We start from the raw sequence: 21,898 nt of genomic DNA, 5'->3' as shown, positions 1-21,898 counted from the left end.
CCGCATTCGGACGAAGCCGTCGTAAATTCTGCGCACACGGTCTATCTGGAACCGGCGTCGCCTGATTTCACGACTGCTGCGTCCGAACGCAGGCTGCGCCAGCTGCTACAAGTGATCAGACCCGAAACTGCTTGAGCAACCCGTTCAATTGTTCGCTCAATTCCTTGAGGTGAACGCTGGCCACGCTCGACTGCTCGGCCGCCAATGCCGTGCTGTGGGACAACCCGGCGGCTTGGGTGACGTTCTGATTGATGTCTTCCACCACATGCGCCTGCTGCAAGGTTGCGCTGGCAATCGAGGCGTTCAAACCGTTGAGGTTGCGCAAGGCCTGGCCGATGGCATTCAGGCTGGCGCCGGCCAGACCGGCCTGCTCGATGGTCAGTTGCGAGGCACGGCTGCTGTCGCCAATCACCTTGACCGCCGCCTCGGAATGGCTTTGCAGGCGTTCGATCATCGACTGGATTTCTGCCGTCGACTTCTGGGTGCGCTGGGCCAGCAGGCGCACTTCATCGGCGACCACCGCGAACCCTCGACCTTGCTCACCGGCCCGGGCGGCTTCGATGGCGGCGTTGAGGGCCAGCAGGTTGGTTTGCTCGGCGATGGAGCGGATCACTTCCAGGACACTGCCGATTTGCGTGCTTTCGTCGGCCAGCGTACGAATCACTTCCACCGCTTGATCGATGGTCGAAGACAGCTTGTCGATCTGCTGCAGGCTGCCATCGATATTGATCTGCCCCTGCTGCGCCTGAGACTCGGCATCGCGCATTTCGCTGGCCGCGTGCTCGGCGTTTTTCGCTACATCCTGCACGCCGTAGGTCACTTCGTTGATCGCGGTCGCCACCAGTTCCATTTGCTGGGACTGCTGCTGGCTGCGTTGCTGGGCTTGCGCGGCGTCGTTGCCCAGTTCGCTGGAAGACTGGCCCAGCGCGCCGGCGGACACTTGCAACTGACTGATCACCAGGCGCAGCTTGGCGGTAAAGGCATTGAAGTGCCGGGCCAGTTGCGTGACTTCGTCCTGGCCGTGGGTATCGAGGCTGCGGGTCAGGTCGCTTTCACCACTGGCAATATTGGCCATGGCATTCACGGTTTCCTGCAACGGGCGCACGATGCTGCGGGCAATCATGATCACCAGCAGCGCCATGATCAGGGCAATCACCAGGCCGACGAAAGACGCCTTCCAGACCTGCGCATTAAACTCGGCCTGCATGTCGTCGATGTACACGCCCGAGCCGATCACCCAACCCCAGGGCTCGAACAGTTTGACGTAGGAGGTTTTTTCCACCGGCGCACTGGCGCCCGGTTTCGGCCAGCGATAGTTGACCATGCCGGCGCCCTTGGCCTTGGCGATGGCGGCCATTTCGTTGAACAGTGCAAAACCGTCCGGGTCGCGGATTGTCGAGAGGTTCTGGCCTTCGAGTTTTGGGTTGGTCGGGTGCATGACCATGACCGGCGTCAGGTCGTTGATCCAGAAATAGTCATTCTGGTCGTAGCGCAAACCCCGCACGGCGGTCAGTGCCTGCTGTTGCGCGGCGGCGCGGGTGAGGGTGCCGGCGGTTTCCAGGTCGTGGTAGTAGGTCAGGATGCCACTGGCGGTCTGCACCACATGCTGGGTCTTCTGGGCCTTGGCCTGATAGAGATCGTCGTGGATCTGCTTGAGCATCAACGCGCCCAACGTCAACAGCATCACCACGGCCACGATCAAGATAAGCCACAAGCGTCGGCTGATCGACACACTGCGCAAGCTGTTCATAACGCTGTTACTCCGTTTTCTTGTTCTTGTCATAAACGATCGCCAGCATCGAACCACACTTTGCCGATCGGGGCCTATCCGACTCAGGTCTTATTACGCGGCAGCGTAAATGAGGCTTGTCTGATAGGATTTCGGCCCCGCGCGGAAAAACCTGAGTCCAAGTCGATTTTTCACGGAATTTTTACGGTTTTGTGTGGATCTTGTGCGCGCGGGGTTTCAGCGCACGCTGATCGCGAATAACGCTCTACAAATTATTAACGGGGCATGCCTGGGGGCATGGCTTCTTGGGGGAATGATGGATCTTTGGACAGCCTTTCAGGCATTGATTTTAGGCGTTATAGAAGGGCTGACCGAGTTCTTGCCCATTTCCAGTACCGGGCACCAGATCATTGTGGCGGACCTGCTCAATTTCGGCGGCGAACGAGCGATGGCCTTCAACATCATCATTCAGCTCGGCGCGATCCTGGCGGTGGTCTGGGAGTTCCGTCGCAAGATCCTCGACGTGATCATCGGTTTGCCGACGCAACCCAGCGCTCGACGCTTTACCGCGAACCTGTTGATCGCCTTCCTGCCGGCCGTGGTATTGGGGGTGATTTTCGCCGACCTGATCCACAAATACCTGTTCAACCCGATCACTGTGGCCAGCGCATTGGTCGTGGGCGGGATCATCATGTTGTGGGCTGAACGCCGGCAGCATGTCGTGCACGCCGAAAGCGTCGATGACATCACCTGGAAAGAAGCCCTGAAAGTCGGTTTCGCCCAGTGCCTGGCGATGATCCCGGGGACCTCGCGTTCCGGTTCGACGATCATCGGCGGTTTGCTGTTCGGGTTGTCGCGCAAGACGGCCACTGAGTTTTCGTTTTTCCTCGCCATGCCAACCATGGTCGGCGCGGCAGTGTACTCGGGCTATAAATACCGCCACCTGTTTGTACCGGCTGATTTCCCGGTGTTCGCCATCGGCTTTGTCACCGCGTTTATCTTTGCAATGATCGCCGTCCGGGGCCTGCTCAAGTTCATCGCCAGCCACAGCTACGCGGCGTTCGCCTGGTACCGCATCGTGTTCGGCCTGGTGATCCTGGCGACCTGGCAGTTCGGTTGGGTCGACTGGACCGCGGCCAAGCCATGAGCGACGCCGCCGCACGCAACAACCCCGGGCGCAAGTCCGGGGGAGTGATTCAAAACCTGCGGTTGAAATTGCTGGTGTTCGTTGCGCTGTGCGCAGTGCCGTTGTTTGGCTCGGTGTCGCTGTGGCTGCGCGGGGTGTCGCTGATTCCCCTGGCCGCCTACGGCATCGTCAGCGTGCTGGCGTTTTTGCTTTACTGGAGCGACAAGCACAAGGCCCGTGCCGACAGCTGGCGAACGCCGGAGAACGTGTTGCACGCGGTGGAACTGGCGGGCGGTTGGCCGGGGGCCTTGCTGGCCCAGCAAGTGTTTCGGCACAAGACCCGCAAGGTTTCGTTTCAACTGGTGTTCTGGCTCATCGTGCTGATGCATCAGGTGTTCTGGATCGACCAGTTGTTTTTGGGTGCTCAGCTATTCGCGCTGTTTTAAAGCTGTTTTAAAGCAGCAAGCCAACCTGTGTGCGCTTGGGCAACTTGCTCACCACCAGTTGGTGGGAACGTTGCAGCAAGCCTTGCAGCTCTTCGGTGCCCAGCGGGTAGGGCGTGTCCATGATGATCCACTGCGCCCGGGCCAGATACGGCGCCGGGTGAATGCCCGGTCGGTCGCAATGGCCCAGGAACAGGTCCTTGTCGACCTTGAAGGCCAGGGACTGGCCCCGCAGGTTCTGCAAGGCGAACATCTTGCTCCCGGCAATCGAAAACACCCTCACGCCACCCCACTTGTAATCCTCCCGCGCGCCGGGCAGCGCCAGGCAGAATTGCGCGACATCTTCTTCGCTCATTGGTCTTGCCTTCATAACAGTCGGTCCCCACAGGCATTGAATGATTCGATCAAATGGTCGATCCAGGCGCGTACTGCCGGCATTACCCCGCGCCGATGAGGGTAGACCGCTTGCAGCCAGCCGCCCGGCAATGACCAGTCAGGCAGCAGTTGCACCAGCGAGCCGTTTTCCAGTTCCTGCTCGCAATACATCATCGGTAACACGGTGAAACCCAGCCCGGACAGGGTACACGCCTTGCGCACGAGAAAATCGTCGATGCCCAATCGGGCTTCGAATGTCATTTCACAGGCCTTGCCCTGCTGGTCGAGCATCCGCAGATGCACCAGCCGATCGGCTTCCAGTGCGCCCAATATCGGCACGTTTTTCAAGTCGTCCGGGGTCTTGATCTGCCGCTCGCGAAGAAACGCCGGGCTGGCGACCATGACAGTCTGCGCCTGACGTAAGCGGCGGGTGACCAGCAGTGGGTCTTCATCACCCAGTTCCCGCACTCTCAAGGCGACATCGACGCCTTCGGTCACCAGATCAACCCGGCGGTTGAGCAGCAGCATCTCCAGCTGAACCTGCGGGAATTTCTCAAGGAACTTGCTGATCACCGACGGGAACATGTCGTGGGCCAACCCCACCGGGCAGGAAACCCGCAGTCGGCCGCGGGGTTCGCTGGACATGCTGGCCACCGCTTCATCGGCCATCTCGGCTTCCAGCAGCATTGCCTGACAGTGTCGCAAGTAGCGCTCGCCCACGGCGGTCAGGTTGAGTTGGCGGGTGGTGCGTTGCAACAGACGCGCGCCCAGGCGTTCTTCCAGTTCGGCGATGCGTCGCGACAACCGGGACTTGGGAATCCCCAGCAAACGCCCGGCCGCCGCGAAGCCGCCGGCGTCGACCACCTTGGCGAAATAGTAGAGGTCGTTGAGGTCTTGCATGATTTAAATCCAACTGTTCTATCAGTGGGACGAACTATCGCATTATTGCCGGCTAATCAGCTATTGGTTTCGTAGGTAGGATTGTTTCCATCAGGTCGCCGGGTGGCGATCCTCACCTTGGAGATCCCACATGAAATTACTGCATATCGATTCGAGCATTCTGGGTGACAACTCGGCTTCCCGTCAGTTGAGCGGTGAAGTCGTCAAAGCCTGGCAAGCCGCCGAGCCTGGCGTTGTGGTGACTTACCGCGACCTGGCCGCCGATGCCATCAGCCATTTTTCCGCCGCCACGCTGGTCGCCGCTGGCACCGCCGCTGAGCTGCGCAACGCCGCGCAACAGCATGAAGCCGATTTGGGTGCGCAGGCCCTGGCCGAATTCCTCGCCGCCGATGCCGTCGTGATTGCAGCGCCGATGTACAACTTCACCATCCCGACCCAACTCAAGGCCTGGATCGACCGCATCGCCGTAGCCGGCCAGACTTTCCGCTACACCGAAGCCGGCCCTGAAGGCCTGTGCGGCGGCAAGAAAGTGGTGATCGTTTCGACGGCTGGCGGTTTGCACGCTGGCCAACCGACCGGCACTGCTCACGAAGAGTACTTGAAGGTGATGTTCGGCTTCCTCGGTATCACCGACATCGAGTTCGTCCGTGCCCATGGCCTGGCCTACGGTGATGAAGTGCGCAGCAAAGCCATGAGCGACGCTCAGGCGCAAATCAGCGAGCAATTGTTCGCCGCCGCGTAAGGCTTGCGTAAAGACGTCAAACAGCGCACGCAATACCCCTGAAACTCTGTATTCTGGTCATCTTGATGGCCAGGTACAGAGTTTTTTTAATTTCTGCCGGTGATCAGTTTCTGGCCCAGGTTATGCAGTCGAGGGTTAATATCTGCGGTCAGGTAACAAGGTGGGGGCATTCCATGGTGCGTCTTTGTGCAACGCTACTGATTTGCCTGTTCGGCAGCCTGAATTCAGTGCACGCCGCGCCTGTGCTGTTTCCTCACTGGAGCGTCGGTTTCCATGAGATGACATTCCTCGACCCGCTGGACTTGCAGCCGATGCGCGCCATCGCCTTTTACCCGTCCAGTGAGAGGGAGCACTCCAGCAAGCTCGAGGGCTACACGGTCGAAGCCGGTGAAGACACCAAAGTCGCCATCGGACGCTTCCCGATGTTGATGCTGTCTCACGGCAATACCGGAACCCCGCTGGCCCTGCACGATCTGGCCACCTCGCTGGCACGCAAGGGGTTTGTGGTGGTGGCGGTGATCCATCCTGGCGACAACTCCAAAGACCACAGCCGCCTCGGCACCTTGAGCAATCTTTACGGGCGGCCGATCCAGATTTCCGAAGCCATTACCGCGACCTTGGGCGACCGTATGCTTGCGCCCTTCGTCAATGCCGATCAGGTCGGGGTGATCGGCTATTCGGCGGGCGGTGAGACCGCGTTGATCCTGTCCGGCGCCACCCCGGACCTGGACCGTCTGCGCCGTTATTGTCATGAGCGCCCGGACGACCACGACGCCTGCAACACTCAAGGCGAGCTGATCGTCGACCGCGATGACTTGCAGCCAGTGCCAGACCCGCGAGTGCATGCCTTGTTGTTGATGGCACCGCTGAGTCTGAAATTCGGCCGCCAGACCCTGGCCGACGTGCATGTGCCGGTGCTGCTATACAGCGGCGATGGCGACAAACTGGTGGCGTTCGACAAAAACGCCGCAGCCCTGGCGCGCAAACTGCCGACCGCTCCGGATTTCAAATTGCTGGCCGGGGCAGGGCACTTCGTGTTCCTGGCACCGTGCAACGAAGAACAGATCGCCACCATGCCGGCGCTGTGCACCGATGCCGACGGCGTCGACCGCAAGGACATTCACCGCAACCTGATCTCCGAGGCTGGACGTTTCTTCTCCCATGCACTGGGCAAACCGAGTCGGGCCGGCATGCAAACCGCGGATCAATAAATCAATCCTGGCGGATGGCGCGGTGTTTCAGTAACAAGGTCAAACCGAGCCCGGTCACGGACAACAACGCCGCACTGAAGAAAATCCACGAATACCCCAGGTTCAATGCCACCGCACCCATCAGCGGCCCGGCAATCGCCAGCGCCAGATCGAAAAACACCGCATAAGCACTCAAACCCGCCCCGCGACTGGAATTGGGCACCTGCTTGATCGCTTCCACGCCCAGCGCCGGATAGACCAGCGACAGACCGAACCCGGTCAAGCCTGCGCCGATCAAGGCGTAAACGGTCGAGGGCGCCAGCCACAACAGGACCAGCCCCACGGTTTCAATGCTCATGCAGGCAATGGCCGAGGTGAAACCGCCGAAACGGCTGATGCTGGAAATGAACAACAGCCGCGACAGAATAAAACACACCCCGAACACCGTCAGGCAGTAAGCCGCACCCGTCCAGCTACGACTGGCGTAATACAGAGTAATAAAAGTGGTGAGCGTGCCGTAGCCGATAGACGCCAGGCTCAGGCTCGCGCCGAAAGGGGCAATGCGCCCGAACACCGCCCAGAACGGCAGGCGCTCGCCGCGAGTCACTGGCACCGAGGGTTTGTTACGGATCAACAGCAGTGCCAACAGGGCCAGTAACGACAGCACAATCCCGAGGCTGGCGAAGCCCAATTCAGCCACCATCAGCACCCCCAGCGGCGCGCCAATGGCAATGGCGCCGTATGAGGCGATCCCGTTCCAGGAAATCGAACGCGCCGTGTGCTCGACACCGACCTGGCCCATGCACCAACTGATGGTGCCGACTCCGATCAACCCTTGGGCGATCCCCAGCAACAACCGGCCAGCGATCAGGATGATCAGGCTCAACAGCGGCAAACTTTGCAGCAGAGTCGACAGCAGCGTCAGCACGCCGCTCAACACAATCCCCGACAACCCGTAAACAATCGCCCGTTTGGTGCCGACGCTGTCCGACAAGCGCCCGGCCATCGGGCGGCTGAGCAGGGTGGCCAGGTATTGCGAACCGATGGTTAGCCCCGCAACGATGGCGCTGAACCCCAACTGCTCATGGACATACCCCGGCAACACGGCAATCGGCAGGCCGATGCAGAGGAAGGCAATAAAGGTATAGAAAACGATGGAAACGATCTGCAGGGTGATCGCCATGGAGCTTTGCGGGGGCAGTTGCTGCGCAGACATGAGAGCTCGTTCGCGGGCGGCGGTAGGAGAACTGCATCATGGCGCGGGCGTGAAATAAAAGGAAGCAGGCTAACGATCAAAAGATCGCAGCCTTCGGCAGCTCCTACATCGGCCGTGTTTAACCGCGATGTAGCGGGCGCCTCCAGTTCCCGTAGGAGCTGCCGCAGGCTGCGATCTTTTGATCTTGAATCGTTTGATCCTGAAAACAAAAAGCCCCGTCACCAGGACGGGGCTTTCCATTTGCAGCCAGAAGCCGCCTTACATCAACACACCCTGACTACGCAGGTAGTCGTCATAGGTGCCGCTGAAGTCGATCACGCCATCGGCGCTCAACTCGATGATGCGGGTGGCCAGGGACGATACGAACTCACGGTCGTGGCTGACGAAAATCAGCGTGCCCGGGTAGTTCTCCAGCGCCAGGTTCAGCGCCTCGATGGATTCCATGTCCAAGTGGTTGGTCGGTTCGTCCATTACCAGCACGTTCGGCTTTTGCAGGATCAGCTTGCCGAACAGCATGCGACCTTGCTCACCACCGGAGATGACCTTGACCGACTTGAGGATCTCGTCGTTGGAGAACAGCATGCGCCCGAGGGTGCCGCGAACCAGTTGCTCGCCGCCCTGGGTCCATTGGCCCATCCAGTCGAACAGGTTGCAGTCGTCTTCGAAGTCGTGCGCGTGGTCCTGGGCGTAGTAGCCCAGCTCGGCAGCGTCGGTCCATTTCACGGTGCCGGCGTCCGGGGTCAGTTCGTTGACCAGGGTGCGCAGCAGGGTGGTTTTACCGATACCGTTCGGGCCGATGATCGCCACGCGCTCGCCGGCTTCAACGGTGAAGCTGAAGTCCTTGAACAGGGTCTTGCCGTCGAAGCCTTTGGCCATGCGCTCGACGATGACCGCCTGACGGTGCAGCTTTTTGGTCTGCTCGAAACGAATGAACGGGCTGACACGGCTCGAAGGTTTGACTTCGGCCAGCTGGATCTTGTCGATCTGCTTGGCGCGGGAAGTTGCCTGCTTGGCTTTCGAGGCGTTGGCCGAGAAGCGACTGACGAACGATTGCAGTTCCGAGATCTGCGCTTTCTTCTTGGCGTTGTCCGACAGCAGTTGCTCGCGGGACTGGGTCGCCACGGTCATGTACTCGTCGTAGTTGCCTGGGAACAGGCGCAGCTCGCCGTAATCCAGGTCAGCCATGTGCGTGCACACGCTGTTCAGGAAGTGACGGTCGTGGGAGATGATGATCATCAGGCTGGAGCGCTGGGTCAGTACGTTTTCCAGCCAGCGGATGGTGTTGATGTCCAGGTGGTTGGTCGGTTCGTCGAGCAACAGCACTTCAGGATCGGAGAACAGCGCCTGCGCCAGCAACACGCGCAGTTTCCAGCCCGGCGACACTTCGCTCATCGGGCCGAAGTGCTGCTCGATGCCGATACCCAGGCCCAGCAACAGCTCGCCGGCACGGGACTCGGCGGTGTAGCCATCCATTTCGGCGAATTCGGTTTCCAGCTCGGCCACGGCCATGCCGTCTTCTTCGGTCATTTCCGGCAGCGAGTAGATGCGATCGCGCTCGGCCTTGACCTTCCACAGCTCTTCGTGACCCATGATCACGGTATCGATCACGGTGAATTCTTCGTAGGCGAACTGGTCTTGACGCAATTTACCCAGACGCACGTTCGGCTCAAGCATGACCTGGCCACCGGACGGCTCGAGATCGCCACCGAGGATTTTCATGAAAGTCGACTTGCCGCAACCGTTGGCGCCGATCAGGCCGTAGCGGTTGCCCGCGCCGAATTTGACCGAAACGTTTTCGAATAGCGGCTTGGCGCCGAACTGCATCGTGATGTTAGCTGTGGAGATCAATTACTTTACCTATCAATGGGTTGCGAGCTGCGCATTTTGGCGCTTGGGCCATACCTGGGGCGTTTTGGAGTTTCTCCATCTCTCCCCAGTCACCGCTAGACTTCAACCGGCGCGCATAAGTCGAGAGCAGCATCTGGACGCTTGTCCAAGCTGTTGGGCAATAAAGGCGGGATTCATGCCAGACATTCTGCATATTGTCGCATAAGTGTGACGGCAGTTGTACGGCGCGCGATAACGTGTCGCGAGCTTCTTCAGGTTGGCCCCGCTGCTTGGGTCTGTCCGAGTGGGTGGTTCATCCTGGTGGGAGGCAAAACGCAGGGGAAATCCTGGATTGAACGCCAATGTTATTTTTGTTCAGCGTTGTGTTCGGGACACTGGGCGCGGCTCTGGGTAAAGTCGGCAGCGCTTGCCCGGCCAGGTGTGTTTCAGAAGGATTGCTGAATGGCCAGCACTTGGTCAGGGTGGGCACCTATTCAGATTCGTCTCTCATATGCCGCGTGTGACGGTAGTCCCCCTCCAGAGCATTGAGGCATTGGTTGCCCTTACCAAGTGATTCGTTCTCAGCGACTAGAATATAAGCGTCCTCTAGTCACGGATGAATCAAATGAAACTGATTTTGGTCGTGCTTATCATGGGTTTGTTAGCCTGGAAGCTCTCCCCTGAGTTACAACCCTGGGTTGAGGCCAAGCTACCGCATCCGAAAGTACCCCCTGCAGTCACAACTGTGCCGAAGCCTGTTTCGGCGCCATTCAAATGTGACGGACGCAAATATTGCTCGCAGATGACCTCGTGTGCAGAGGCCAAAAACTTTCTGCAAAATTGTCCGGGAATGAAAATGGACGGCGACAACGATGGTGTGCCCTGTGAGTCGCAGTGGTGCCAATGACTTTTTTGCCGCTCACCGGCAGGCTAGATGGTTTAATGCGGGAAATTCTTGAAGGAGAAGGTGCCATGGAAAAGGCGTTTAGAAACCCGATGTTTTTGACTGGGCTGCCGATGGCTATCTGCGGTCTTGCTATCACCGCGCCTGGCCTGTGGATTCCCGGCCTGGGCCTAATGGTAGTTGGTTGGGCAAAAGGGAATAAACGAGCCTGACGGCACCCCTGTCCATCAGCCCACGCCCCCAAGGAACATGGAAGTGAGAAACAAATACGCTGCGGGCATGCTCTTTTTACTGACGCTTGTGACCGCTCAAAGTACTTACTCCGGCGCTACAGACGAGTCCATCGAGAAAAGATCGCAGCCTTCGGCAGCTCCTATGGGGCTGCCGTGCTACAAACTGGCGATCGTTCGGGTCGAGACTCAGAGCAAGTAGCCCGCTGCTTGTCCGAGGTGGTTGTCCTGTACGCCAGTGATCAGGTGCAGTGGAATGTGCTGTTGCTCATCAATGCACGGGATTTCGATACTTCCCACTACTTGAAGGTGTCGCTCACTCAGCCCGGTCGACTCTTCTGCCTTTGCCTTAGCCATTCTCGCGTGGTTCGCTGCGATTTCGTTGAGAGTTGACACGTTACATCTCCCGGTGACTGACCAAGCGGATCGCTGGAGTCCTTAAACGTTAATGTGAATGCCGCCGCGTCAGAATTACGTCGTTCTGGGGCCGCTATCGCCGGCATGTGCAAACCCTAAGCCAGACATTGACGCGTATTCTGCGCCACGCTTTCCATGCGACGAATGGTGTCGCGCGATGTTCAGATAGGTTTGATCAGGCCAGGGCCATCGTTGTGCACATTGCCCACGGCTTGATCAACCTTGAACCACTCGAATGTCTCGGCCGGCTCGCCCTGCGACAGTACTATCTGCTCGGCTCGCTCTTTCGGCGTGGCCGGGTCCAGCCATTCCCGGGCCAGCTCGGCATTCAGCGTCACCGGCTGCCGATCATGAATATCCACCATGCCGCCCTTGCTGTCGGCGGTGATGATCACGAAACCGTCATGTTCGTCCGGCTGATGTTCGTACCTTGGGTATTGACCGATCGCCGCGCACAGGATCGGTGCGCGATCCTTGCGGCGGATGAGGTAGGGCTGCTTCTTCGGGCCGCCCTCGTAAACCCATTCAAACCAGTTATCGATGGCAACGATCGCCCGGTGCGGCCATATGGCTTTGAAGAATGGGCCGTGACTGACTTTCTCGACCCTGGCATTGATCGGCATAGGGTGTTCTTCGGACCAATGCGGCCGCCAGCCCCAGCGAACCCTGTCGGCGTGCAGCACGTCGCCTTCCTGGTGGAAGAGAGCGAGCTGAGTCGTCGGTGCGGCGTTGTAGAGCTCGAATGGCTGATCGCCGGCATTGTTGACCAAGGCGCTGGGCATGCTCAGCGCCTTGACGAAGTCGTGAATGCCCCGGTACTGCGAAAGTCGTCCGCACATGGCTGAGCCCTCATGCTTACATCTGAGCTTAGACGATCCGTTGAACTAATAGGGCGTTAAAGCCGCGTGGCGTTTTGGCGGCATGAGTAGACACATTTTCACAGTTGAAGGTTAACTATTGGTTACAAAGTATGGCTAAAATGACATCTTTCGCCCCCATGTCGATTGTCGGCATGGCTCAAGAACGCGCCATCGGGACGCACTTTGTTCATTTCAGACGTGTGACGATTTCCGTGAAACTCATTATTGCCGCTATCTATGTCATCTCCATCGCGTATGTCCACTTGCGCGGTAAAGTGCGCCACAAACCAGGCCGCCAACTAAGCGACCACTCGACGTTTCTGGCGCCGATCAATTGCTTCCTTTATATGTTCTCGAAAATCCCCAATCGGCCTTATCTCAATCCCGCGGACTTTCCTGACTTGAGCCCATTGCAGGCTCATTGGGAAGAGATTCGCGCCGAAGGCCAGAACCTGCTCAAGGCCGGGGAGATCAAGCGCTCGAATCAATACGATGACGTCGGTTTCAATTCGTTTTTCAAAAGTGGCTGGAAGCGTTTCTATCTCAAGTGGTATGGCGACAGTCACCCATCGGCCGCGAAGCTCTGCCCGCGTACTACTGAACTGGTGCAAAGCATTGGCTCGATCAAGGCAGCGATGTTTGCCGAACTGCCACCGGGTTCCAAACTGGTCCGCCACCGCGATCCGTATGCCGGCTCGTACCGTTATCACCTGGGGCTGGAAACGCCGAACGATGCCGGTTGCTATATCAACGTCGACGGTGAGAGCTACCATTGGCGTGACGGCGAAGCGGTGATGTTCGATGAAACGTTCATTCATTACGCTGAAAACAGCACCCAGCAGAACCGCATCATCCTGTTCTGCGACGTCGAACGGCCGATGAAGTATCGCTGGGCGGCGGCGTTCAATCGCTGGTTCAGCCGCACAGTGATGGCGGCGGCGGGGGCACCGAACGATGCAGGTGACAAGACCGGTGCTATCAACCGTTTGTTTGCCAAAATCTACACGGTTCGCTTGCGCGGCAAAGCGCTCAAGAAGCGTAACCGCGCTCGCTATTACCTGGAGAAGTGGGCGATTTTTGGCGGGTTGCTGGCGATTTTTGTGCTGATCTGAGTTTTGCTTTGCGGCGCATTTAGTCATTGCGAGCAGGCCGGTATTTTCACCGCATAACCTATGGGCACTCCAATAACCAATCAGCCACGAGAACGCTTCGTGGCTTTTTTATCTGTGCTCGCTTTGGCTTTTTCTGCCGTTTTACCGGCACTCCTGGCACCGAGGCTGCGCTTGAGCAGTTCAGTCAGATCGATGACATCCGCGGTCCTGCGTTCCTCCTCGCCCGTAGCGGTTTCGACGATTTCGATCTTGCCTTCATTCGCCTTCTGCTCAACCAGCGCCATGATCTTGTCTTCGAAGCTGTCGCGGTACTCCTCGGGCGTCCAGTCGGCGCTCATGTCCTCCACCAGCCGTTTCGCCATCTCCAGTTCGCCCTTGGCCAGGTCCGGCTTGGTCACTTCACTGCCCAACTCCAGTTGATCCAGGCTGTGTACTTCGGCCGGCCAGCGCAGCATCACCAGAACCAGGGCAGACTCCAGCGGCATGACGGCCGCCAGGTGCTGGCGGGTATGCAACACTACGCGGGCGAGGGCGACCTTGCCGGTTTTGCCGAGGGTTTCGCGTAACAGCGCATAGACCTTGCCACCGCGTTTGTCCGGCGCCAAGTAATAGGGTGTGTCGATGTTTTGCAGGGGGATCTGCTTGCTGTCGACAAAGGCAAAAATGTCGATGGTTTGGGTCGACAGTGGATGGGCCGAGCGAATGTCCTCTTCGCTGAGCACCACGTAACGACCCTTTTCGTACTCGACGCCTTTGACGATGTGCGCCTGGGTGACCTCCTTGCCGGTGACCTTATTGACGCGTTTATAGCCCACCGGCTCCATGCTGCGACTGTCGAGCCAGTTGAAATCGATCCCGTGGGAAGACGTCGCCGAGACCAGCGCCACGGGGATGTGCACCAGACCGAAACTGATTGCGCCTTTCCAGATTGCCCGTGCCATCGTCGTGTTCTCGTCAGCCCATTGATGTTCAGGTGACCTGTTGCCCGGGGGAAAGTTTCAGTCGGCTGCGACCCGCTTTTGCGGGCTGATCGACGGTGCAGTCAACTGGTGTTACATCTTCTAAAGGAGGTTTTAGTTAACAAATCCGAACCCCGGGCGTAGCGTGGCTCTATTCACCCATTAAGTGTTGCACGCGCTTTTAGAGAGGTCTCCATGAACCGATGTGTGTTCGGCGTCATCGCACTGGCATTGAGCGGCGTGCTAAGCAGCCTGGCCCTGGCCGATGCCGCCGCGCCGCCATCCTCGCCCTTGCTGCTGGCCCAGAACCTGCCGGGCAGCACCAATAACAATCCTTACAACAACCCGATCCGCCGGGCCAATCCCAACAGCATGCAAGGCACGCGCCCCGGCATCCCGGTGATCCGCGGGCCGAGTACGGCGCCTGTGCCGCGACCACCGACCCTGGAGAACGGCGGTATCGGCAACCGTTATCCGCAGGATCGCCAGGCTCCTGCCAGCCCACCGACATTCATACCCAATCCACCTCATCGGGACGCAGACACCAGCAACCGTTGAACGGCAGGACAGAGGTCTTGCCAGCCATATTGACCACAAAAGGAATCGTGCATGTTGCGTAAGACCCTCCTGACCACGCTATTTGCCGGCGTAATGATCAGCACCGCGCCCGTGTTTGCCGCCCCCGCCCAAGAGCTGAAAAGTGAGGAGGGCACCCTCGAGGTCACGCCGATCGTTAAAGGTCTGGAGCATCCCTGGGCGCTGGCGTTTCTGCCCGGTCGTCAAGGGATGCTGGTGACCGAACGGCCGGGCAACCTGCGGGTGGTCAGTGCCGATGGCAAACTTTCGAGTCCGCTCAGCGGTGTGCCTCAGGTCTGGGCCAACGGGCAGGGCGGGTTGCTCGATGTGGTGTTGTCGCCCGACTTCAAGCAAGACCGCATGGTCTATCTGTCTTATGCCGAAGGCGGCGGTGAGGGCGGCAAGGCGGGTACGGCGGTCGGTCGCGGACGGTTGTCGGAAGACCTGACGGCCCTCAAGGATTTCAATGTGATCTTCCGCCAGGAGCCCAAGCTTTCGGTCGGCAATCACTTCGGCTCCCGTCTAGTGTTCGACCGCGACGGTTATCTGTTCATCACCCTGGGCGAGAACAACGATCGACCCACGGCGCAGGACCTCGACAAGCTGCAAGGCAAGGTCGTGCGGATCTATCCGGACGGCAAGGTGCCGAAGGACAACCCTTTCGTTGGGCAAAAAGGCGTTCGCCCGGAAATCTGGTCCTACGGCCATCGCAACCCGCAAGGCGCGGCGCTCAACCCCTGGAGCGGCACGCTCTGGGAAAATGAGCACGGCCCCCGGGGCGGTGACGAAGTCAACATCATCGAGCGTGGCAAGAACTATGGCTGGCCGATAGCAACCCACGGCATCAACTATTCCGGCCTGCCGATTCCGGAAGCCAAGGGCAAAATCGTCGAAGGTACCGTGGGCCCACAGCATGTCTGGGAAAAATCCCCCGGCCTCAGCGGCATGGCGTTCTACGATGGCGATCGCTTCAAGGCCTGGCAGCACAGCGTGTTTATCGGCGCGCTGGTGGGCCAGGAGCTGATCCGCCTGCAGTTCGACGGCGATAAAGTCATTCACGAAGAGCGGCTGTTGGGTGAGCTGAACAAACGGATTCGCGATGTGCGGCAGGGGCCGGATGGTTATCTGTATGTACTGACCGATGAAGACGATGGTGCCTTGTATAAGGTTGGGTTGAAGTAAACAGACTCGCACAACCTTTTTAGCAGCTGGCGTAGCCTGTGTTCGGCAGCTGCTACAGAACGTGTTTCTCCAGTCGCAGCGCGTCGGCATGGTCCTGGTAATAGTCATGAATCAGCCCGAATCGCCGATAACCGTTGCGTTCGTACAGAGCGATTGCCATCGGGTTGTCGATGCGCACTTCAAGTCGCAGGTAGGCGCAATCATGCTCAAGGGCGCAGGCTTCGGCGCGTTCGAGCAATTGCTTGCCCAGCCCACTGCCGCGAGCATCAACTGCGATCGCAATCGAGTACAGACGTGCCCGTGACGTACCCCGGTGAAACAACACCAGCGCATACCCCACCAATCGCTCGCCGCGTTGGGCCACCAGCAGTTGCCCATGAGCCCGGCTGATCATCCATCGAAAACTGCGCCGGTTGAGCCGGTCGGTGGTGAAGCATTGCTGTTCGAGTGCCAGCAGCGCTGGAACGTCTTCAATGACCGCCAGGCGAAAAACAGGATACATATGACCGCCGTAAAAGTTGTGTAACGAAACGGGACTTTCGAAAAAGTTCGTGCTTAATAGGAAAGGTCTTGTTCTCCAACGGATCAATCACTATGTCAGCGGTACAAGGTCATTGGCGCGAAGTATCCGAACAAACGTTGCCGGCGGCAATAACTTCTGCAAACTATTTAAATGCCTCGATCAGAACTTCCAGCCCGTTGATGATAATCGTCGAACGCAAGGAAGACTGGGCCTCCTACTTTCCCAGTGAAGACATCGTCAACGCCCAGGAATACCTCGAACAGACCCGTAACAACGAGCAGGGCAAACGGGTTCAGGTGATCAACCTGTGCCGCAGTTACAAGTACCTCGGGCACGGTTATTACTGCTCGCTGTTGGCCGAAGCGCGGGGGCACAAGGTGATTCCGTCGGTGCGGACCATCAGCGAACTGACCCGAAAGTCCCTGTATGGCCTGGCCTTGGACGATCTGGATAAAACCCTGGAAAGAGCCTTAAGTCATCATGTCTACAGCGACACCGAAGGTTTCACATTGACCCTGTACTTCGGCCAGACCTCCATCGAGCCATTACAGGAATTGGCTCGACAGTTATTCGAAGTTTTCCCCTGTCCGATATTGTTAGTTGAATTTCGCCGAACTAACGGTTGGCACATCGAAGGTGTAAAGTTTGGCACTCTGCATAAGTTGCGTGAAGATCAGGAAGATCAGTTTGCTAACGCGCTGGATAGTTTCAGTCGCAAAATCTGGCGCCTGCCGCGCTCCAGGCGATTGGCCCGTTATGACCTGGCCATTCTGCACGACCCGCAAGAAGCATTGCCGCCCTCCAACTCCAAGGCTCTGGACAATTTTGTCAGGGTCGGCAAGACGCTGGGCATCGATGTTGAACTGATCGAACGCAAGGACTACGCCCGAATCGCCGAATACGACGGGCTGCTGATACGCGAGACGACAAGCGTCGACAACCACACCTACCGTTTCGCGAAAAAAGCCGAGAGTGAAGGCCTGGTGGTGATGGACGATCCGGCGTCGATCCTGCGCTGTACCAATAAGGTTTACCTGACTGACTTGCTCAAGAGCCATCAGCTGGGCATGCCGGCCACTGAAATCCTCTACAAGGAGCGACCGGAAGATTTTGAGCGGGTAGGCGAGCGTCTGGGGTTTCCTTTGGTGTTGAAAATCCCCGACGGCTGTTTCTCAAGGGGCGTCATCAAGGTCGAAAGCCAGCAAGCCTTGCTCAAGGCCACCGCTGAACTGTTCGAACACTCGGTGTTGCTACTGGCTCAGGAATTCTTCTACACCGAGTACGACTGGCGCATTGGTGTGCTCAACCGCAAACCAATTTTTGCCTGCCAGTACTTTATGTCCAAGGGCCATTGGCAGATCTACAACCACAAGGCCAAAGGCCAGGACATCAACGGCGAATGCCGCACCCTGGCGGTTCACGAAGCGCCGCGAGCGGTGGTTGAACTGGCGGTGAAAACCGCGAATCTCATTGGCGACGGACTCTATGGCGTCGACCTCAAACAGTCCGGCGACAAAGTGGTGGTGATCGAAGTCAACGACAACCCGAACATCGACGCCGGCATCGAAGACGCGTACCTGCAGGACGATCTGTACACGCTGGTGCTGGAAGAGTTCGTCCGGCGGCTGGAGCTCAAACGCCGTGGTCAGGCTTGGTGAGTCCCCGTACCACCAGATACAACAACGGCCCCACAGACACGAAAATCGCCGTCACCAACAAATAAGGAACCACCGACAACCCTGACTGCCCGCGCTTGCGCGCATCCCGGTACATCCAGATACCGGCAAGCGTTGCCAACAGGTACAAATCAATGACCACCTGCGCGGTATCGGGCCGTGACATCAGGCTGATCCCGAAGTCGAGCAACGACTATTCGGCTTGCAGCATCACCGAAACGGTGTAGCCGGCGAAGGCGATCAGGGCAACGAGGGGCAGGGCGACAGACTTCATGGTTTCCTTCCTTGGGACGAATGAGCAGAATCGCCAGCCTACAGCGCCCGTTGAAAATTGGCCATTGACTTGCCATCAGCGTCCGGCTAATTTCCAGCCATGACTTCCACCGTATTGCGCTGCCAGCCAAGCATTATTACCGCCATTCCTTATTTGGCGGGCTAGCTCACGACTGCAGCACCCAACCCGCCCTAGAGGCGGGTTTTTAGTTTCTGTCTCTTGGGTTTTGAGCTTACCGGGCGCACGCAACCCGTGTAGGAGCTGCCGAAGGCTGCGATCTTTTGATTTTGCTTTTTTGGCGTCCATGAGGTTGCCGAAGATCAAGATCAAAAGATCGCAGCCTTCGGCAGCTCCTACACCGGTCGGGTAAACCCGGATACCGTAAAGGAGACGACCATGAACAGCACCCCCGCCCAGCAGAGTTTGCTTGAGCATTACGTGAAAAAGATCCTCGCCGCGCCGGTCTACGAACTCGCCGTGCGCACGCCGCTGCAAGCGGCACCGGCCTTGTCCGAGGCGTTGGGTAATCAGATCCTGCTCAAGCGCGAAGACTTGCAACCGACTTTTTCCTTCAAGATCCGTGGTGCTTACAACAAGCTGGTGAACCTGAGCGATGAACAGAAGGCTCGGGGCGTGATCACCGCATCGGCAGGCAATCATGCCCAAGGCGTAGCGTTGGCGGCTCGCGAGTTGGGGATTGCCGCCACTATCGTCATGCCCTGCACAACGCCGGAATTAAAGGTGTTGGGTGTGCACAGCCGGGGTGCCGATGCGGTGCTGCACGGCGAAAGTTTTCCGTTCGCCCTGGCCTATGCGCTGGACCTGGCACAGCAAACCGGCCGCACCTTTGTCTCGCCCTTCGACGACCCGGACGTGATCGCCGGGCAGGGCACCGTCGGCATGGAGATCCTTCGTCAGCACCAAGGGCCGCTGGATGTGATCTTTGTGCCGGTGGGCGGTGGTGGCTTGATCGCCGGTATCGCCGCGTACGTCAAATACCTGCGCCCGGAAGTGCGCATCATCGGCGTCGAGTCGGAACATTCCGCCTGTTTGCGGGCGGCCTTACAGGCCGGCGAACGGGTTGTGCTGCCAACCGTCGGCACCTTCGCCGATGGTGTGGCCGTCGCCCAGATCGGCGCGCATGGTTTCGAGGTCTGCCGGTTTTGCGTCGATGAAGTGCTGACCGTCAGTAACGACGAACTCTGTGCCGCGATCAAGAATATCTACGACGATACCCGCTCGATCACCGAACCTTCCGGCGCCCTGGCCGTGGCGGGCATCAAGCAGTACGTGGCGCAGACCGGCGCCCGAGGGCAGACCCTGGTGGCCATCGATTCCGGCGCGAACATCAACTTCGACAGCTTGCGTCATGTGGCCGAGCGCGCCGCATTGAGCGGCGCCCCGGTGTGAGGGATGGACCGTTATTCCTGAACGGCGTTCTCGACGCGGCTCGACGCCGACCAGATCCGGTAGCGCACTTCAACATCATTGGGCACGTAGAGCACGATCGGCAATTTGCTGTTGTAGCGCAGCTTGAAACCGTCACCGACCACCGGCACGAAGTCCTGCTTGCGCTTGCCGTCAGGACAGGCCATCAGGGTGCTCATCGGGCCGGTGACTTTTTCCAGCCGGTAGAACGGGTAACCCCAGCCTTCGAGGTTCTTTTCCTCAAGCATGCCGCCCAGACGCTGACGGTTGCAGTCGACGGTCAGGGTCTTGCCGGCCAGAATTTCGACCTGGTAGGCGTCTTCCTGTTTTTGCGGGGCGAGACGAATGACCTGGCGGGTAAAGCCGCTCTCCGGTTTGGGATACGGCGCGACGTCTTCGAGTGTCGCGGCCTGGGCTACGGACGACAGAACGGCAATTATCAGCCCGACGGTCGTGTTAAAGGGCAAAGCACCCATAATGCCTCCTTGCGTGTGTGTGGGGTCAGCAGATACTGAACGGATGGCCTCATTCTCACTGCCGTCCTCGGTCAATGCAAACCCGCCATCAGAGATGGGTTGCAAAATGCAGGTATCGAAAACAGTCCTTTCTTGCATTTTGCATGACGTGATGTGTTGCCTTCTTTGTTAAACCCTTGATTGGCCGACGAGCCGCAGGGCGAAATTCCGGGCATGTTTTATGCTGAAGCTGTCTTGAGCTGACCACGGTCCCGTTGAGTCAGCGCTGAAACAAAAAAACGGTCGGACGTTGGAACGATGAAGCCCGCAAGGAAGAAAAGAACGGGCGATCTGAGCTCCGACCGACAATTGATTTTCGATTGGCAATCTCATAATACCGAGAGGGTGGCCATGTTTCTTTCTGCCTTGGAACTACGCAATATCGTTGAAAGCAGTTTTCTTCCGAAACGCTGCCAATGCACGCTATCGCCGGATCTGTCGATGACCGTCAAGGTGTATTCGGACAACGAGACTGACCATCTCGACTTGTGCGTTACCGGCATAGACGCCCATCGCCTCAATGGGTGTCGGGAGATTAATCATCTGATCGCCGAGTTACGCACCGACCTTGAGCACAAGACCCATAGCCATTTGCCCAGCACTAAGTCGAAAGCTCATTAGCCGACTGTTTCACCCAATTCGAGCGACACGCGCCGGGTCTGGATAAACCCCAGACCCAGCGCTGATTCAACCAGGATCGCCAGCAAAATACCCGGCCCGGCATGACCATTGAGCCATTCGCCGAAGCCCAGCGCTGCCAAGCCGAAACAGCCAACCATAAAGCCGCTGCATATCGCACTTCTCGCTGCCGAGGGCGGTGCCTGCCGCACGAGATAAAACATCACCCCAAGCGCACCGAACAGCACCGCACTGCGCCTGGCCACAAACCCCGCTGCGGGCGAATACTCGATACTCCAGATCGCCAGCAACCATTGCGGCATCAAACCCCACACCAGCGCCAGCAGAAAGCAAAGCGCGGCGGTGAACGTTGAAAGCGTGCGAAACGAGAACGGCATGGCGAATCCTTTCGGCAGTAGAGGGGGACGCCGAAGCATAGCCTCAGAATCCCCGCAGGCCTACCGCCAAGTGCCGAATCAGAATCGTCTGTCAGCTCTGATAACTGCACGCGTCAGAAAGTTTTCGATAGGTAATTTCCGCAGGCTTGCCCGAGGTGCTATCGATGTACTTCATGTCCGCCGTGACCACTTCGCAGTCCAGCGTCGACGGTTCGGTCATGGAAATGACCTTGCCCACATTCAGCGGCATGCCGTAGTGATAAGGCACGGCCTGAGAGGACGACGTATCGTTGGCCTGAGCAAAACCGGCGAGTGCGGTGCAGGTGAGGGCGGTGGTCATCAGCAGTGTTCGCATGTTCATGATGGGTCTCCAGTGCAGAGGGGAAGCCAGTTCGATGCAAGAGCGTCGAACCTGCCGCACTGGGCGTCAGAGGGTGCTGAGGGAGTGCGGTCCAGTAAAGTTTTGGACCGTGGGGTTAAGCCATGGTTAACCGGGCTGAATACCGCCTGTCGTAAGGTAATGCTGTTCACTTAAGCAATTTCAGCCGCAACGCATTCCTTGTAGCAGCTGCCGAGCTCGCGAGGCTGCGTTCGGCTGCGAAGCAGTCGTCAAACCAGTGATTGCGGTGTGTCAGACAGACCGCACTAGCCGGATTCACGACTGCTTCGCAGCCGAAC

At 58.4% G+C, this 21,898-nt stretch carries 22 protein-coding genes and 4 pseudogenes; 12 read left to right on the top strand and 14 right to left on the bottom strand.

The window, feature by feature from the left end; translation table 11 throughout:
- Window positions 1-115 precede the first annotated feature (115 nt).
- Window positions 116-1,750: a methyl-accepting chemotaxis protein gene (locus tag ACEN9A_RS15815; RefSeq protein ID WP_258668537.1), complete on the bottom strand. Its 1,635-nt coding sequence runs from the start codon at window positions 1,748-1,750 to the stop codon at window positions 116-118.
- 295 nt (window positions 1,751-2,045) lie between these two features.
- Between ACEN9A_RS15815 and ACEN9A_RS15810 the strand changes: the two genes are divergently transcribed.
- Together ACEN9A_RS15810 and ACEN9A_RS15805 are read left to right on the top strand one after the other, a co-directional pair.
- Entirely contained in the window at window positions 2,046-2,876 is an 831-nt protein-coding gene (locus ACEN9A_RS15810) for an undecaprenyl-diphosphate phosphatase (RefSeq protein WP_019579207.1), read from the top strand.
- Window positions 2,873-3,301 carry a DUF1294 domain-containing protein gene (locus ACEN9A_RS15805; protein WP_258668535.1) on the top strand — a complete coding sequence of 143 codons (429 nt, stop codon included), beginning with the start codon at window positions 2,873-2,875 and terminating at the stop codon, window positions 3,299-3,301. Before ACEN9A_RS15810 ends, ACEN9A_RS15805 begins: the two co-directional genes overlap by 4 nt.
- Window positions 3,302-3,308: 7 nt before the next feature.
- Here the strand turns inward: ACEN9A_RS15805 and ACEN9A_RS15800 are convergent, their stop codons facing one another.
- Both ACEN9A_RS15800 and ACEN9A_RS15795 read right to left on the bottom strand, forming a co-directional pair.
- Window positions 3,309-3,668, bottom strand: coding sequence for an MmcQ/YjbR family DNA-binding protein (locus tag ACEN9A_RS15800; RefSeq protein WP_028940519.1), 360 nt, complete (start codon window positions 3,666-3,668; stop codon window positions 3,309-3,311).
- Entirely contained in the window at window positions 3,665-4,573 is a 909-nt protein-coding gene (locus ACEN9A_RS15795) for a LysR substrate-binding domain-containing protein (protein WP_019649947.1), read from the bottom strand. The genes ACEN9A_RS15800 and ACEN9A_RS15795 overlap by 4 nt, the downstream gene beginning before the upstream one ends.
- A gap of 130 nt (window positions 4,574-4,703) precedes the next feature.
- Here ACEN9A_RS15795 and ACEN9A_RS15790 point away from each other — a divergent pair, with 130 nt between their 5' ends.
- Window positions 4,704-5,315: an FMN-dependent NADH-azoreductase gene (locus ACEN9A_RS15790; RefSeq protein ID WP_064618091.1), complete on the top strand. Its 612-nt coding sequence runs from the start codon at window positions 4,704-4,706 to the stop codon at window positions 5,313-5,315.
- A gap of 173 nt (window positions 5,316-5,488) precedes the next feature.
- Window positions 5,489-6,526, top strand: a complete 1,038-nt coding sequence (locus ACEN9A_RS15785) for an alpha/beta hydrolase family protein (RefSeq protein ID WP_019649945.1) — start codon at window positions 5,489-5,491, stop codon at window positions 6,524-6,526.
- Window position 6,527: 1 nt separating this feature from the next.
- Here the strand turns inward: ACEN9A_RS15785 and ACEN9A_RS15780 are convergent, their stop codons facing one another.
- The 3 genes and pseudogenes from ACEN9A_RS15780 to ACEN9A_RS15770 all read right to left on the bottom strand — a co-directional run.
- Window positions 6,528-7,721 (bottom strand): MFS transporter, encoded by a 1,194-nt coding sequence (locus ACEN9A_RS15780; protein WP_258668529.1) that lies wholly within the window; start codon window positions 7,719-7,721, stop codon window positions 6,528-6,530.
- 258 nt (window positions 7,722-7,979) lie between these two features.
- On the bottom strand, window positions 7,980-9,569 hold the full coding sequence (locus ACEN9A_RS15775; protein WP_026286413.1) for an ABC-F family ATPase: 1,590 nt from the start codon (window positions 9,567-9,569) through the stop codon (window positions 7,980-7,982).
- Window positions 9,553-9,824 (bottom strand): annotated as a pseudogene (locus ACEN9A_RS15770) (hypothetical protein); the annotation flags it as partial. The pseudogene ACEN9A_RS15770 and the gene ACEN9A_RS15775, both read right to left, overlap by 17 nt.
- Window positions 9,825-10,173: 349 nt before the next feature.
- On the opposite strand from ACEN9A_RS15770, the gene ACEN9A_RS15765 reads away from it, so the two are divergent.
- A complete protein-coding gene (locus tag ACEN9A_RS15765; RefSeq protein ID WP_258668526.1) occupies window positions 10,174-10,455 on the top strand; it encodes an excalibur calcium-binding domain-containing protein in 282 nt (93 codons plus the stop codon).
- Complete coding sequence (locus ACEN9A_RS15760) at window positions 10,452-10,664, top strand: hypothetical protein (RefSeq protein WP_155943474.1); 213 nt, start codon at window positions 10,452-10,454, stop codon at window positions 10,662-10,664. Before ACEN9A_RS15765 ends, ACEN9A_RS15760 begins: the two co-directional genes overlap by 4 nt.
- Window positions 10,665-10,871: 207 nt before the next feature.
- Here ACEN9A_RS15760 and ACEN9A_RS15755 read toward each other — a convergent pair whose 3' ends face one another.
- Window positions 10,872-11,078, bottom strand: a complete 207-nt coding sequence (locus ACEN9A_RS15755; RefSeq protein WP_019649940.1) for a hypothetical protein — start codon at window positions 11,076-11,078, stop codon at window positions 10,872-10,874.
- A gap of 182 nt (window positions 11,079-11,260) precedes the next feature.
- On the bottom strand, window positions 11,261-11,938 hold the full coding sequence (locus ACEN9A_RS15750) for an SOS response-associated peptidase family protein (RefSeq protein ID WP_258668525.1): 678 nt from the start codon (window positions 11,936-11,938) through the stop codon (window positions 11,261-11,263).
- 233 nt (window positions 11,939-12,171) lie between these two features.
- Here ACEN9A_RS15750 and lpxO point away from each other — a divergent pair, with 233 nt between their 5' ends.
- A complete protein-coding gene (lpxO, locus tag ACEN9A_RS15745; RefSeq protein ID WP_026286412.1) occupies window positions 12,172-13,071 on the top strand; it encodes a lipid A hydroxylase LpxO in 900 nt (299 codons plus the stop codon).
- Window positions 13,072-13,151: 80 nt separating this feature from the next.
- On the opposite strand, the gene ku is transcribed toward lpxO, so the two are convergent.
- Complete coding sequence (gene ku, locus ACEN9A_RS15740) at window positions 13,152-14,012, bottom strand: non-homologous end joining protein Ku (protein WP_258668524.1); 861 nt, start codon at window positions 14,010-14,012, stop codon at window positions 13,152-13,154.
- 213 nt (window positions 14,013-14,225) lie between these two features.
- Between ku and ACEN9A_RS15735 the strand changes: the two genes are divergently transcribed.
- Window positions 14,226-14,588 carry a hypothetical protein gene (locus ACEN9A_RS15735; RefSeq protein ID WP_026345913.1) on the top strand — a complete coding sequence of 121 codons (363 nt, stop codon included), beginning with the start codon at window positions 14,226-14,228 and terminating at the stop codon, window positions 14,586-14,588.
- A gap of 51 nt (window positions 14,589-14,639) precedes the next feature.
- Window positions 14,640-15,788 carry a PQQ-dependent sugar dehydrogenase gene (locus ACEN9A_RS15730; protein ID WP_258668523.1) on the top strand — a complete coding sequence of 383 codons (1,149 nt, stop codon included), beginning with the start codon at window positions 14,640-14,642 and terminating at the stop codon, window positions 15,786-15,788.
- 55 nt (window positions 15,789-15,843) lie between these two features.
- On the opposite strand, the pseudogene rimI reads toward ACEN9A_RS15730, so the two are convergent.
- A pseudogene (rimI, locus tag ACEN9A_RS15725) lies at window positions 15,844-16,290 on the bottom strand (ribosomal protein S18-alanine N-acetyltransferase); the annotation flags it as partial.
- Between the two features lie 200 nt (window positions 16,291-16,490).
- Between rimI and ACEN9A_RS15720 the strand changes: the two are divergent.
- A complete protein-coding gene (locus tag ACEN9A_RS15720) occupies window positions 16,491-17,969 on the top strand; it encodes a RimK family ATP-grasp domain-containing protein (protein ID WP_258668522.1) in 1,479 nt (492 codons plus the stop codon).
- On the opposite strand, the pseudogene ACEN9A_RS15715 reads toward ACEN9A_RS15720, so the two are convergent.
- A pseudogene (locus ACEN9A_RS15715) lies at window positions 17,944-18,261 on the bottom strand (DUF2834 domain-containing protein). The gene ACEN9A_RS15720 and the pseudogene ACEN9A_RS15715 sit on opposite strands and share 26 nt — an antisense overlap.
- 396 nt (window positions 18,262-18,657) lie before the next feature.
- On the opposite strand from ACEN9A_RS15715, the pseudogene ilvA reads away from it, so the two are divergent.
- Window positions 18,658-19,653 (top strand): annotated as a pseudogene (gene ilvA / locus ACEN9A_RS15710) (threonine ammonia-lyase, biosynthetic); the annotation flags it as partial.
- A 29-nt stretch (window positions 19,654-19,682) separates the two neighbouring features.
- On the opposite strand, the gene eco reads toward ilvA, so the two are convergent.
- The gene (gene eco, locus ACEN9A_RS15705; protein WP_258668520.1) at window positions 19,683-20,165 is read right to left on the bottom strand and encodes a serine protease inhibitor ecotin; all 483 of its coding nucleotides are present in this window, start codon (window positions 20,163-20,165) and stop codon (window positions 19,683-19,685) included.
- A 390-nt stretch (window positions 20,166-20,555) separates the two neighbouring features.
- Between eco and ACEN9A_RS15700 the strand changes: the two genes are divergently transcribed.
- Window positions 20,556-20,825: a DUF1652 domain-containing protein gene (locus tag ACEN9A_RS15700; protein WP_026286409.1), complete on the top strand. Its 270-nt coding sequence runs from the start codon at window positions 20,556-20,558 to the stop codon at window positions 20,823-20,825.
- On the opposite strand, the gene ACEN9A_RS15695 is transcribed toward ACEN9A_RS15700, so the two are convergent.
- Both ACEN9A_RS15695 and ACEN9A_RS15690 read right to left on the bottom strand, forming a co-directional pair.
- Entirely contained in the window at window positions 20,822-21,220 is a 399-nt protein-coding gene (locus ACEN9A_RS15695) for a hypothetical protein (protein WP_019649930.1), read from the bottom strand. The two genes, ACEN9A_RS15700 and ACEN9A_RS15695, sit on opposite strands and share 4 nt — an antisense overlap.
- A gap of 91 nt (window positions 21,221-21,311) precedes the next feature.
- Window positions 21,312-21,581 (bottom strand): DUF2790 domain-containing protein, encoded by a 270-nt coding sequence (locus ACEN9A_RS15690; protein WP_258668519.1) that lies wholly within the window; start codon window positions 21,579-21,581, stop codon window positions 21,312-21,314.
- Between the last annotated feature and the right edge of the window lie 317 nt (window positions 21,582-21,898).

The organism is Pseudomonas sp. Pseusp18 (genome assembly GCF_059506005.1).
This window is presented reverse-complemented; position numbering and strand designations above follow the sequence as displayed.